Raw genomic sequence first — 12,650 nt, forward strand, 5'->3', positions numbered from 1 at the left:
GCAACTATGGGCGCAGCCTCACAATGCCTTCAGCATGTTGTCGAATTCATTCAAAACATAAGGTAAAGACGAGCGGGCCTGCACCTCGCGCATGATCTGTCGCCCGTAACGCCACTCCGGGCCACCAATGGAGTCCTTGGCGCGCTCAAGCGCCTCCACAATCGTCTCCGGCCCTGCATCATCGTCCAGCAGATAGGGATAGTCTGCGCCGAGATAGAACGGTGCATCTCCAACGGATCTCTGGATCATCATATTGCACCCGCAATGCGCTGCCACGAAACCCTTGAGGAACGGCTTCGCCCCATCGATTTTGCGTGTCCGACGCAAGGCATAATGGAAATTATAACCGGCCAGTGCCTCGATCCAATCATTTGTTTGCTTGCTGGTATCGACCGAATTGAAATCCACCAACCGTGCGATCTCTTCTTTTCGGATGGTGTTGACGAGCTCGCCAAAATACCCAGCCCGAAAATCACCAGCCGCGGCCTCCTCCTGGAACGGAATACGCACATCGACGTGGTGCGTGACGTGGAACGCAGGCATGTCCCGGAAGAGCGTGCGATAGCTGCGGTAGCCACAGAGCGAGGACGCCATGAGCGCGTCAAGCTCCCCGAGAAGCTCTTTCCGGGGTGGCTCATCGACAAAATCCGCGACCACGATGTTATCGCGACGCAGGCTCCGCAGCTGTTCAGGAGTCACCAGCTTGAGGAACCCCTTGGCGAGGATCACGACGGCATCATGGATGTCCGCCGCACTGTTCACCAAACGCACATTCCGCTGCCCCTCATAATGGGCGGCGACGATTTCCGACAGTTGCTGGCTCCGCAGTACCGTCGAGCCCGCCTGAGCGTATTTTTCGTCGTAAAGAAAGACGACGTCCCGCGCCGCGGCCCTGAGCGCCGGCGCGCTCAGCTCCACCCCCGGACGCTCCTTGCCCTCAGCCGCCTCTTGCGTCACAACCTCCGCCCGCGCTTCCACATGTTTCTTGCGGTGCGGCACCTTGAGGAAGTAAATGTTATCACGAGACGTGCCGAGCCGGCTCGAAAGCAGGCATGGCCGCATGCCGGTCTTCCAGACCAGATATGACAACGAGAGCTGATCGCGGCTCGTGAAGCGGCAAATCTCCTGCCACCAGGCCTCCATCAGCTCCTGCACCGCGGGCTGCGTGTGCCTGCGCCAGATGAAGGACGCCTCGAACATGGATGTATGCCGCGGCAAGCCCTCGTCGGCGTAATGGCGCAGCTGGTCCAAAAGCCCATCCGGCCCGTGGCGCACATGACCGATGATGGCGCACGTTTCCACATAGGCATCATCCCGCGTGGGATGTGACCACATCACGAAATCGCCACCCGCACGGCAAATCTCAATAAGCTCTGCAACCCGCCCGACGAATACGGTATTGGCATCAACAAACATCGAGTATTCATATTCCGCCAGGTACTTGTGCGGCAAAATCTTGAACACTTTCGCATTCAAGTTATTCGTCGCCTGCTGCGGATCCGTGATGACCTGCTTCCAGCCCGTCGCTTCGCGCGGCCGATCGGTGAAGCAAATATAATCAACACCGGGAACCGGGTCAGAGACGGAGGACAACTGATCAATATCGCCAAATAAGGTCGTATAAATACAGACTTTAGCGGTGCTTTGATGAGCCTCCCCGGCGGTCACGCTGGGAAGATTCTCCGGACCGACAGTCGCGAATCCTTCCGCCTTTCGGGGCGTCCGGTCGAATTGCATCACGCTCCGACCATGACGGCCGGAATTCTCCCCCCGCTCCACCTCCGCCCAGAATTCGCGCCACCGCTTTTCCGCAAGCGCCCAATTTCCCTTCAGGGTATCGTTCACCGCCATCGCTTCGTTCAGCGGACGGCTCGCCCCGAACTTGCTCAGGATGCGCCGCGCGACATCCGCCACCAGGGCGTAATCCCCATTCTCGCCCGCACGCTTCAACTGCGAATACAAAAGCCCTTCGTCCAGAAAATACTTCTTCAAGAAATAAACGAAGTCGCCCTGCCCTGCAGCTGCGCCATCCTCAAGCACAGGAATCCCTTTGGCATGGAACTTCGAGCTCGCCGCGCGAGATAAATATCGACCAACCCGCCAATAGTGCTCGGCCGGCTCCATCCCTAGGCGCTCGACATCCCCGTAGGTTCGGCGATACCATTCAGGATCGAAGAGAAAGTATCTCAGCCCCAGAGCGCGCCAATCTTCCTCGGCCGGAACAGCGACGCCGCCTTCGCGACGCCCGCTCTCAATGTAATGAACCAGGGAACATATGCCCTTGCGCGCGACATCAGGCCTGCGCAATTGGTAATAGGTCACATTGAACCGGTCACTGGGATCCAGCTGGAGTAGATCACCGTAGAGCACGAAATGATAAAGATCGTCCATGCCGGGCACAGCGTAGGGCGCAGATACCTTCCGATAGTATTTTACGTCGAAAAAACCTGAATTGGCGATCAGACGCCGCCAAGCGGTCGCGTGGACGTAGCGGCGCACGAGGTCCGGACTATACAAGCCCATGGGCCGCCAATTACTGGCCGCACCATGCTGCTGCCAAGGCAGAAGCAAGAAGTCATGACCGTCGGGTTTCTTCTTTTCCGTCAGATAAACGCTCGCCCCGACCGACGCGGCAAGGGCGCCAAAGACGCGCTCGAGCGTATGGGCGAGCATGCCATCACCCCCGGTGGTGCTCGCCGCCTCCTGCTCGATCTCCCGCTGGAAGTCAGGCGCCAGATCGGCCAGATCCTTGAGCAGCCGCCCGGCGATCCAGAACATGGTCCCCGAGAAGAAAGGCCAATCAGTCGCGCGAATGCCCAACGTGGCAAGCAGCGCCTCCATGCGGCTGCGATTGCCGTACATCAACGTGTTGGCGGAGCGCAGCTGGAAGGCGGCCCCCACCATGCCCGCATCCGGGTCATGCTCAAAGACATCGAGGATCTGGCGCACGAGCGCGGGCGAACCGCACAGCCCGTCCAGCATGATCCGCCCCTGCTCGGCACGCAGGCTGGTGGCGCGGTTCTTGGTATGCAGCTTCAGAACGGCGCCATATCGGTGGAGCTCTTTCTCCCGACAGAGCTGAAGAAACGGCAGCACGTCCATGCCGAGATTGGGGAGCACAACGACCTGCGCGCCCGGGAGGTCCCGGGCGACACGTTCGGCGACCAATGCGTGAATCTGCGGGCGACATGTAATGAAAAAATCGGCATTTTCCGGAATATTCTTCAAATATCCGACAATATAATCCCACATATCTTCATAATAAATATGAACGCATACAGCAACGTTGTTTCGCATCGCCACCCTCATAGCCTCATCACTGTGTCGTGCCGCCATCCACAATGGCGCTATGCAGCCCGTGCAGAAACCGGAACCGACGCCCTTGATGCAGGCCGGGGAGCGTCGGGTCGTGGTGCGTTAGATCAGATCATCAGACAACACAGGTCACACTGAATAATAGTTGCGGTACCAAGAGACGAAGTGCCGCACCCCCTCCGCTACCGGCGTTTTCGGGCTGTGACCGGTCAGTTGTTGCAGTAATTGGGTGTCTGCCCATGTCGCAGGTACATCCCCTGGCTGCATCGGCATCAGATTACGTTCTGCTGTCAGACCGGTTGCAGCTTCGATCGCCGCGATGAAATCCGTAAGCGGCACGGGGCTCGAGTTGCCGATATTGACGACGCGGAACGGCGCGACAGGTGAAAGACTGTCGCCTTCGGGCACCGGCCGCTCCGGCACGGGACCCGGCGGAACAACCTCGGAAAGCGCCATGATGCCGTCGACCAGATCGTCGATGTAGGTAAAATCACGCCGCATGTTGCCGTAATTATAGACGTCGATCGGGCGGCCTTCGAGAATGGCGCGCGTGAATTTGAAAAGCGCCATGTCCGGCCGCCCCCAGGGGCCATAGACGGTAAAGAAACGGAACATTGTAATTGGAATATTGTAAAGATGAGCGTAGCTGTGCGCCATCGATTCGCCGGCTTTCTTCGTAGCGGCGTAGAACGACATCTGGTGATCGGCGCGCATGGTCTCCACATAGGGGAAATCCGTATTCGCCCCATAGGCCGACGATGTGGAGGCCAGCAGCATGTGGCGTGGCGGATGCGCCCGTGCCGCCTCCAGCAGTTCGTAGGTCCCGACGATGTTGCTCTCGAGGTAGGCCCGGGGATTGTCGATGGAATAGCGCACGCCCGCCTGAGCGGCGAGATGAATGACAATCTCGAAATTCTCTTCGGCGAAGAGATCGGAAAGAAGATCCCGTGTTTCCACATGATCTTCGATCAACCGGAATGGGCTACCTTCCGGAAGGTTACGCAAACGCGCACGCTTGAGGGAAATATCATAATAATCCGTGAATGCATCGAGGCCGACAACACGCCACCCCTGCTTCAGAAGGCGATCGCAGCATTGGGCCCCGATGAATCCGGCCGCGCCGGTGACAAGAGCTGTTCGCATCATTTCCCTAACGAGAGATCTGTCCAGATAATGCCGATAAGGAGGCGCCGCTTCGAAGGCGCCCCGGATAGAACCGAAAACCTGCACAGCCAGCCCGGCACTGCCGCGGCGTGCATCAGAGCTGGATTCCGCAGTCGGCTGAAGGCTTTGGCGGGCTCTGCCCTGCTATTCGCCCCATTGCCACCTTGATGCCACCGCAGGCCGTGTGCACCTCCTTCTGCGTTCGCGCGCAGAGTAGGGCCTCGTTCGATGGCAAGAGGTCATAAACCCGCCCATGGCGGGCGGGACCTCAGGACCAGTTTCGAGGGCGTGACCGTTGATGCACGAGTATTTCCAGGCCCGCAAGAGGTTCTCGCTCAACATATGGTCCACCCACCAGCCGCTACCATTCCTGAGCCGCGCATCCGCCTGCCTGGTACCTCCACAACCCGCAGGCGCTCCAGCCGGCGCCGGGATCCGCCGCAGGCCGGCGCCCGAAAGCCACCGCCCCGGCCTTCCCTACGGAGGTTGTACCGCAGGTAGCCGCACCGGAGCGACGCCGTCACCTGGCAGGATGACGGCGCGACGAGGTCCCCGCACCCGAACCTCGGGCAGCCCCCGGCGACGCTCACAAGGTGGGCGTGTCGCGCAGCAGGCCCAGCAGGTAGGCGCCATAATTGTTCTTCGAGAGGCGCTCGGCGATGGCGGTGAGCTCGGCGCGGCTGATCCAGCCCTGGTGGAAGGCGATCTCTTCGGGACAGCCGGATTGAACCCCCTGGCGGGTCTGCAATGTGCGCACGAAATTGCCGGCATCCAGCAGGCTGCCGTGGGTCCCCGTGTCGAGCCATGCGAAGCCGCGGCCCATGCGCTTCACATCCAGCGTGCCCTCCTCGAGATACATCTCCAAGAGGCTGGTGATCTCCACTTCGCCACGCGCCGAGGGCTTCACCTGGCGGGCCCGCTCGGAGGCGCGGCCATCGAGGAAATAAAGACCCGTCACCGCATAATTGGAGGGCGGCACCTTGGGTTTTTCGGTGATGCCGATGACCTTGCCGGCGGCATCCATGGCCACCACGCCGTAGCGCTCGGGATCGTTCACATGATAGCCGAACACGGTCCCGCCCACGGCCTTGGAGTCCGCCTGGGCCAGCAGGTCCGGCAAACCATGGCCGAAGAAGATGTTGTCGCCCAGCACCATGCAGGACGGTGCGCCGGCAAGGAAATCCTCCGTCAGCGTATAGGCCTGGGCGAGGCCGCCGGGATCGGGCTGCACCACGTAGGAGAGGCGGATGCCCCATTGGCTCCCGTCGCCGAGCACCCGCTGAAACTGGTCCTGGTCCTGCGGGGTGGTGATGATCGCGATGTCGCGGATGCCCGTCAGCATCAACACGGACAGCGGATAATAGATCATCGGCTTATCGTAGATCGGCATGAGCTGCTTCGACACCCCGATGGTAATCGGGTAAAGTCGCGTTCCGGATCCGCCAGCGAGGATGATCCCCTTGCGCTCAGTCATCGCCCCTCCTTCCTTTCACTTCCCGGCCCACCGAAAGTGGTGCAGCCGCGGGCGTGGTGGTGGCCCCCGTATCCGGCCTCCGACCCTGGGACAAAGCCCGCACACGTCATCCAAACAGCCGGCACGGACGGGCCTGCAATAGCGCCAGGCCGCCCTTCGCACCACCTCAGCGGACGAACGTGAACCATGCAGCGATAGCAAGTTGACAGGCCGTTGAAAACCGTTTGTCCGGCAGGAAAATCGCAGCCGTACCAAGTTACGGGCGAGCGGCCCGCCGCCCCTTCTCCACAGCCGCAGGACGCGGAGGTATGGTGGAAACACCCCAGCTGCCGCACCCCAGCGCTCGCGCGCAGCCGCGGCGAGACGGCGGCGGCGAGCGTGCGCGCCCCGGGGATTGGAGACCGGTAGGTGGCGCAGGCGGGACTTGCGCAGCCTCCGCTGAAGATACATCCGAACAGCAGGGCCCGGCCCCATTCCGCGGACCGCGTCCCTCCGCCTCCTTCCGCCGCCTTCCCTTGCACGCTCCTTGCCGTGCCGCCCCGCGCGCGACAGGCGGCCTGAAGGCGCAAGCTGAAACCGCGCGCTCTGGAACCATGGTCCCGCCATCGGTCCCTCAGGAGTGAATCAGGCGCGGCGCGACCGGTCGGCACGGGTTGGGAAATTTCATCACCACCGGCGCCAAACCTGTTGCGCAAACCCGGTTCGCTGGCTAGTCTTATGAGAATGAAAGATCATTTCACTAGATGAAATGACAGCAGGAAGCGAGAGGGGGACCATGAGCGACATCGACCAGATCGTCGTCGAAACCGCCGCACGACTTTTCGCCGACGACGTCACGCCACAGCTGCGCAATGCCGCCGAGGCCGGCAGCTGGCCGCAGGCGCTGTGGGAGGCCGTCGCTGACCTCGGCCTGCCGGAAGCCCTGGTACCGGAACAGGCGGGCGGCTACGGGCTCGATCCGCTGGTCGCCCTCGCCGTGGTGCGCACCGCCGCCCGTTTCGCCGTGCCTCTGCCCCTGGCCGAGACCCTGTGGGCCAATCGCCTTCTTGCCGCCGCCGGTCTGTCGCGCCCCAGCGGCCCCGTCACCTTCTTCGCCCCGGCGACCTCGGCCCCCTCAGTGGATCCCCTGCAGATCACCCGCAGCGCGGACGGCTGGCGCCTCGTGGGCCACGCCCCGCGCGTGCCGTGGGGGGCGCAGGCCGATGTGGTGGTGGTGGCCGACAGCGCAGACGGTCCGATGATCGCCCGGGTCCCGGCCGGCCGGGCCACGGTCACGGCCGGTGACAATCTCGCCGCCGAGCCCCGCGACGACCTCGCCTTCGACCTCGTCCTCCCGGCCGATTCGGTGGCACCGGCCCCCCGTCTCGCCCTGTCGCTTCAGGAAGCCGGGGCCGCGCTGCGTGCGATTCAGATGGCCGGCGCCCTGGAACGGGTGCTCGAATTGAGCGTGCGCTATGCCAGTGAGCGGGTGCAGTTCGGCCGTCCCATCGGCAAGTTCCAGGCGGTACAGCAGAATCTCGCTATTCTCGCAGGCCAGACCGCGGCTGCCGGCGGCGCCGCCGATCTCGCGGCGGAAGCCTTGGCGGAGGATCTCGACCCGCTGCCCATCGCCATCGCCAAGGCCCGCACCGGCGAGGCGGCGAGCAGCGCCTGCGCCATCGCCCACCAGGTGCACGGCGCCATCGGCTTCACCCACGAGCACGAATTGCACCACTTCACCCGCCGCCTGTGGGCCTGGCGCGACGAATACGGCAACGACACCCATTGGAACGCCCGGGTGGGCGCCGCCGTCACCGCCGCCGGGGCCGATGGCCTGTGGCCCCTCATCACCGCGGCCTGAAGCAGAATCATGACCGAGACTTCGATCACCTTCCCGCCGCCGCCGGCGGATACCCTTTCCGACCTGCGCGCCGAGGTCCGCGACTTCCTCGCCACCGCCCTCGCGAACCGCAAGCCGCGTGATCGCGCCCGCACCTGGACCGGCTTCGACGCCGATTTCAGTGCCCAGATGGGCGAGCGGGGCTGGATCGGCATGACCTGGCCCAAGCGCTATGGTGGCCATGAGCGCTCCGCTTTGGAACGCTATGTGGTGCTGGAGGAGATGCTGGCCGCCGGCGCCCCGGTCGCCGCCCACTGGATCGCCGATCGTCAGAGCGGCCCGCTGCTGCTGAAGGCCGGCACCGAGGAGCAGAGGCAAGCGATCCTGCCGCGCATCGCCGCCGGGCAATGCTTCTTCTGCATCGGCATGAGCGAGCCCGACAGCGGCTCGGACCTCGCCGCCGCCCGCACCCGCGCCACCCCGGTGGAGGGCGGCTTCCGGGTCAACGGCACCAAATTGTGGACCACCTACGGCCACAAGTCCCATTACATGATCCTGTTCTGCCGCACCGGCGCAGCCGATGACCGGCACGGCGGCACCAGCCAGCTTTTGGTGGACCTCTCCACCCCCGGCATCACCATCCGCCCCATCGCCGACCTCTCCGGCGAGCACCATTTCAACGAAGTCGTGTTCGAGGACGTGTTCCTGCCCTCTTCCGCCGTCATCGGCGCCCTGGGGGATGGCTGGAACCAGGTGATGGGCGAGCTCGCCTTCGAGCGCTCCGGGCCGGAGCGCTTCCTGTCCTCCTTCATCCTGCTGGTGGAGGCGGTGCGGGCGCTGGGGCAGAGCCCGTCCGTCGCGGCGCAGGCGGCAGTGGGCCGCCTCACCGGCCAGATCGTCACCCTGCGGCGGCTGTCGCGCTCGGTGGCGGGGCTGCTGCAGCGGGGCGAGAATCCGGCCCTGCAGGCGGCGCTGGTGAAGGACCAGGGCGCCCTCTTGGAGCAGGAGATCCCAGAGGTGGTGCGCACCATCCTGGCGGTGGAACCGTCCCTGCGCAGCCCGGTGGATCTGTCCAACGTGCTCGCCCACATCGTCCTGGCCGCCCCATGCTTCTCGCTGCGCGGCGGCACCCGCGAGATCCTGCGCGGCATCATCGCCCGCGGCCTCGGCCTGCGCTGACACCAAAACCAAAGATCACCCGGGAACGCCCATGACCACGCCAACCGCCCTTCTGGAAACCCGCGACGGCGGCATCGTCACCCTGACGCTGAACCTGCCGGAGCTGCGCAACCCCATCTCCGACGCCGAGATCCTCGAGCCGATGCTGGCCACCCTGGCCCGGCTCGATGCGGACAATGAGACCCGCGCCATCATCCTCACCGGTGCCGGCTCGGCCTTCTCCTCCGGCGGCAATCTGAAAACCATGGGCGCCACCGGCGGCCTCAACGATGCGCTGCCGGCGCAGACCCGCCTCAACTACCGGCGCGGCATCCAGCGCCTGCCGCTGCTGATCGAGGCCATGGAAGTGCCGGTGATCGCCGCGGTGAACGGCCCGGCCATCGGCGCCGGCCTCGATCTGGCGCTCATGTGCGACCTGCGCATCGCCGCCGCCAGCGCGCGCTTCGCCGAGAGCTTCGTCAAGGTGGGCATCGTGCCCGGTGATGGCGGCGCCTGGTTCCTGCCGCGGGTGGTGGGCTTCTCCAAGGCCTGCGAAATGGCCCTCACCGGCGATGCCATCGACGCCGCCGAGGCGCTGGCCTGCGGCCTCGTCTCCAAGGTGGTGGACGATGCCACGCTGATGGACGAGGCCCGGGCGCTGGCCGCCCGCATCGCCGCCAACCCGCCCCATGTGGTGCGCATGACCCGCCGCCTGCTGCGCCAGGGTCGCGTCAGCGATCTGCCGGCGCTGCTGGAGGTCTCGGCCGCCATGCAGGCTCTCGCCCATGCCACCTCCGACCATGTGGAAGCCGTCTCTGCGCTGCTCGAGCGGCGCAAACCGGCCTTCACCGGTCGCTGACCCTTCTGGAGGCCTCGCCCATGCGCGCCTTTGTTGTCGATGCGGACGGGCGGCTCGCCCTCCAGGAGTGCCCGCCCCCCGTCCCGGCAGCCAGCGAAGCGCTGGTGCGGGTCGCCGCCGTCTCCCTCAATCGCGGCGAGGTCACCCGCGCCCAGGGCGCCAAGCCCGGCACCCGGCTGGGCTGGGACGTGGCGGGAGAGGTGGAAGTGGCCGCCGCCGACGGCTCCGGCCCGCCGGTGGGCACCCGCGTCGTCGGTCTGGTGGCGAGCCGTGGCTGGGCCGACCGGGTGGCGGTGCCCACCAGCCAGCTCGCCAAGGTGCCCGATGCCATCGCCCTCACCACCGCCGCCAGCCTGCCGGTCGCCGGCCTCACGGCCCTTTATGCGGTGCGCCGGGGCGAGGTGTTTCTCGGGTCCCTGCTGGGCCGGCGGGTGCTGGTCACCGGCACCACCGGCGGCGTCGGGCAGTTCGCCGCCCGCCTCGCCCGTCTCTCCGGCGCCCGCGTGACGGCGCTGGTGCGCTCCGCGGCCGACGCGCCGCTCGCCACCGCGGCGGGTGCCGACGCGGTGGCCATCACCGACGGGGACGCGGACGCTGCCCGCGCCCTCGGCCCCTATGATCTCATCATCGAGTCCGTGGGCGGCTCGTCGCTGGCGCGCAGCCTCGACATGCTGGCCCCGCGCGGCATCTGCGTGGTGTTCGGGGTCTCCGCCGACACCGAGGCACACATCGACGCCCGCGCCTTCTACATGGCCGGCGCCAAGACCATCAGCGGTCTGGCGGTGTTCGAGGAGATCAAGACCGCGGAACCGGCCGGGCGCGCGCTCGCCCTGCTGCTGGCGCTCGTGGGCGCGGGGCGGCTCGAGCCGCCCCCGACCGAAACCCGCCCCTTCGCCCGTCTGCCCGAGGCCGCCCAAGACCTGTTGGCGCGCCGGGTCCGGGGCAAGCTCATCCTGACCCTCGAATAAGAACAAGAACACCACCGGGAGGCCCCCATGGTTCATGACAAGGAACCGCGCAACATCCTCGATCGTATCGATCGCGCGCTCGTGCTGTTTTCCGCGGCCTGCATGTTCATCATCATGCTGATCGTGATTGCGGACGTTCTTCTGCGCTACGCTCTCCACATGCCGCTGGCGTGGTCCTATGACGTGATCTCGCTTTATCTCATGGTCGGCATGTTCTTCTTTGCCATCTCCGACACCCTGCGGGTGGGGGGCCATGTGGGCATCGATGTGTTCCAGCCCTATCTGCCCTCCACCGTGCGCCACGTGGGCGAGGCCATCGGCTATCTGGCCGCCGCCTTCCTCACCGGCATGATGGCCCAGCTGGCGTTCTTCCGCGGGCTCTCCGCGTGGCAGAACGAGGAGATGCTCTCCGGCGCCTATCTGTGGCCCACCTGGATCGCCCAGGTTCCGGTGGTGGTGGGCACCGCCATGATCGCCCTGCGCTGCCTGCTGCTGGCCGCCACCCACGTGCGCGACATCTTCGACAAGAGCCGCGCCGATGCCGACATGACCACCCCCAGCCTCGAGGAGCCCATCTGATGGTCGCCATCACCGGACTGTCCGCGCTCTTCATCCTGCTGGTGCTGGGGCTGCCGGTCGCCTTCGCCATGGCGATCTCCGGCTCCATCGGCCTTCTCATGGTGGGCGGCATGCCCATGCTGTCGGGCATCCTGGAAACGGTGCCCTTCTCCACCGCCAATTCCTACGAGATGATCACCATTCCCATGTTCCTGCTGATGGCGGAACTGGTGATCGTCTCCGGCGTGGCGGACGATCTGTTCACCGCCGCCTCCAAATGGGTGGGGCGGGTGCCGGGCGGCCTCGCCATGGCCACCGCGGTGGCCGGCGCCGGCTTCGGCGCCATCTCCGGCTCCAGCACGGCGGCGGCGGCCACCCTCTCCTCCACCTCCATCCCGGCGATGCTGCGCCAGGGGTATGATCCCAAGCTCGCTGGCGGCGTGGTGGCCATCTCCGGCACCCTCGCCATGATGATCCCGCCCTCCATCGCCCTGGTGGTGTTCGGCATCATCGGCGACGTGTCCATCGGTGCCCTGCTCATCGGCGGCATCATCCCCGGCCTCCTGGTCACCCTCACCATCATCCTCACGGTGCTGGCGCTGGTGACCCTGGATCCCTCCAGCGCCCCCGCCGGCCGCGCCTATTCCATGCGCGAGAAGCTGGCGTCGCTGAAGGTGTCCGGCCCCATGATCGTGCTGTTCGCGGCGGTCACCGGCACCATCTATCTCGGCATCGCCACCCCCACCGAGGCGGCGGCCATCGGTGCCTTCGGCGCCCTGGTGCTGGCGTTCTTCTCCGGCAAGCTCACCTTGAAGGCGCTCACGCGCTCGCTGGTGCGCGCCGGCCACGCCACCGCGATGATCCTCATGATCATCCTGTGCGCGCACATCTTCGGCACCTTCTTCACCCTCACCCAGATCACCCAGGACCTGGTGCATTGGGTGGGCGAGCTGCAGGTGTCGCGCTGGGTCATCATCGCCCTGATCCTGTTCGGCTACATCATCCTCGGCTGCTTCATGGATCAGTTCGCCATCCTGATCCTCACGGTTCCGGTGGTGCTCCCGGTGGTGGTCTCCCTGGGTTTCGATCCCATCTGGTTCGGCATCCTCGCGGTGGTCACCGCCGAGGTGGGCATGGTGACGCCGCCCATGGGCCTCAACGTGTTCGTGGTCTCCCGCTACACCGGCCGGCCGCTGGGCGAGGTGTTCGCCGGGGTCATGCCCCACGTGGTGTCCCACCTCATCCTCATCGCCATCCTCACCGCCTTCCCGTCCATCATCCTGTGGCTGCCCTCCCACATGAACTACTGACGGGCGCACCGGCCCTCACCCCCAT

Annotated in this window: 9 protein-coding genes; 6 read left to right on the forward strand and 3 right to left on the reverse strand. The window is 65.3% G+C overall.

All coding sequences use genetic code 11. From position 1 onward, the window contains the following. Window positions 1-18 precede the first annotated feature (18 nt). The 3 genes from MEU52_RS08555 to rfbA all read right to left on the reverse strand — a co-directional run bounded on the left by MEU52_RS08555 (window position 19) and on the right by rfbA (window position 5,953). Complete coding sequence (locus MEU52_RS08555) at window positions 19-3,309, reverse strand: rhamnan synthesis F family protein (protein ID WP_238120374.1); 3,291 nt, start codon at window positions 3,307-3,309, stop codon at window positions 19-21. A gap of 135 nt (window positions 3,310-3,444) precedes the next feature. Further along, window positions 3,445-4,458, reverse strand: coding sequence for an NAD-dependent epimerase/dehydratase family protein (locus MEU52_RS08560; protein ID WP_238120885.1), 1,014 nt, complete (start codon window positions 4,456-4,458; stop codon window positions 3,445-3,447). A 607-nt stretch (window positions 4,459-5,065) separates the two neighbouring features. Further along, window positions 5,066-5,953 carry a glucose-1-phosphate thymidylyltransferase RfbA gene (gene rfbA / locus MEU52_RS08565; protein ID WP_238120372.1) on the reverse strand — a complete coding sequence of 296 codons (888 nt, stop codon included), beginning with the start codon at window positions 5,951-5,953 and terminating at the stop codon, window positions 5,066-5,068. A 775-nt stretch (window positions 5,954-6,728) separates the two neighbouring features. Here rfbA and MEU52_RS08570 point away from each other — a divergent pair. Genes MEU52_RS08570 through MEU52_RS08595 form a run of 6 tightly spaced genes read left to right on the forward strand, consistent with a single transcriptional unit; the run spans window position 6,729 to window position 12,625 of the window. Continuing rightward, window positions 6,729-7,793 carry an acyl-CoA dehydrogenase family protein gene (locus MEU52_RS08570; RefSeq protein ID WP_238120370.1) on the forward strand — a complete coding sequence of 355 codons (1,065 nt, stop codon included), beginning with the start codon at window positions 6,729-6,731 and terminating at the stop codon, window positions 7,791-7,793. 9 nt (window positions 7,794-7,802) lie between these two features. Next, window positions 7,803-8,951, forward strand: a complete 1,149-nt coding sequence (locus MEU52_RS08575; protein ID WP_238120369.1) for an acyl-CoA dehydrogenase family protein — start codon at window positions 7,803-7,805, stop codon at window positions 8,949-8,951. Window positions 8,952-8,982: 31 nt separating this feature from the next. Beyond that, window positions 8,983-9,789 carry a crotonase/enoyl-CoA hydratase family protein gene (locus MEU52_RS08580; protein ID WP_238120367.1) on the forward strand — a complete coding sequence of 269 codons (807 nt, stop codon included), beginning with the start codon at window positions 8,983-8,985 and terminating at the stop codon, window positions 9,787-9,789. A 20-nt stretch (window positions 9,790-9,809) separates the two neighbouring features. Continuing rightward, on the forward strand, window positions 9,810-10,757 hold the full coding sequence (locus MEU52_RS08585; protein WP_238120366.1) for a zinc-binding dehydrogenase: 948 nt from the start codon (window positions 9,810-9,812) through the stop codon (window positions 10,755-10,757). A 27-nt stretch (window positions 10,758-10,784) separates the two neighbouring features. Beyond that, a complete protein-coding gene (locus MEU52_RS08590; protein ID WP_238120365.1) occupies window positions 10,785-11,336 on the forward strand; it encodes a TRAP transporter small permease in 552 nt (183 codons plus the stop codon). Further along, window positions 11,336-12,625, forward strand: a complete 1,290-nt coding sequence (locus MEU52_RS08595) for a TRAP transporter large permease (protein WP_238120364.1) — start codon at window positions 11,336-11,338, stop codon at window positions 12,623-12,625. Before MEU52_RS08590 ends, MEU52_RS08595 begins: the two co-directional genes overlap by 1 nt. Window positions 12,626-12,650: the final 25 nt, after the last annotated feature.

Origin of the sequence: Xanthobacter sp. NM-25 (genome assembly GCF_022138605.1) — a bacterium.
Classification (GTDB): Bacteria; Pseudomonadota; Alphaproteobacteria; order Rhizobiales; family Xanthobacteraceae; genus Xanthobacter.

Excerpts from the sequence above, each read along its gene's own strand:
- MEU52_RS08585 (WP_238120366.1), top strand. The coding sequence starts at position 9,810 with ATGCGCGCCTTTGTTGTCGATGCGGACGGGCGGCTCGCCCTCCAGGAG.
- MEU52_RS08590 (WP_238120365.1), top strand. The coding sequence starts at position 10,785 with ATGGTTCATGACAAGGAACCGCGCAACATCCTCGATCGTATCGATCGC.
- MEU52_RS08575 (WP_238120369.1), top strand. The coding sequence starts at position 7,803 with ATGACCGAGACTTCGATCACCTTCCCGCCGCCGCCGGCGGATACCCTT.
- MEU52_RS08595 (WP_238120364.1), top strand. The coding sequence starts at position 11,336 with ATGGTCGCCATCACCGGACTGTCCGCGCTCTTCATCCTGCTGGTGCTG.
- MEU52_RS08555 (WP_238120374.1), bottom strand. The coding sequence starts at position 3,309 with ATGAGGGTGGCGATGCGAAACAACGTTGCTGTATGCGTTCATATTTAT.
- rfbA (WP_238120372.1), bottom strand. The coding sequence starts at position 5,953 with ATGACTGAGCGCAAGGGGATCATCCTCGCTGGCGGATCCGGAACGCGA.
- MEU52_RS08560 (WP_238120885.1), bottom strand. The coding sequence starts at position 4,458 with ATGCGAACAGCTCTTGTCACCGGCGCGGCCGGATTCATCGGGGCCCAA.
- MEU52_RS08570 (WP_238120370.1), top strand. The coding sequence starts at position 6,729 with ATGAGCGACATCGACCAGATCGTCGTCGAAACCGCCGCACGACTTTTC.
- MEU52_RS08580 (WP_238120367.1), top strand. The coding sequence starts at position 8,983 with ATGACCACGCCAACCGCCCTTCTGGAAACCCGCGACGGCGGCATCGTC.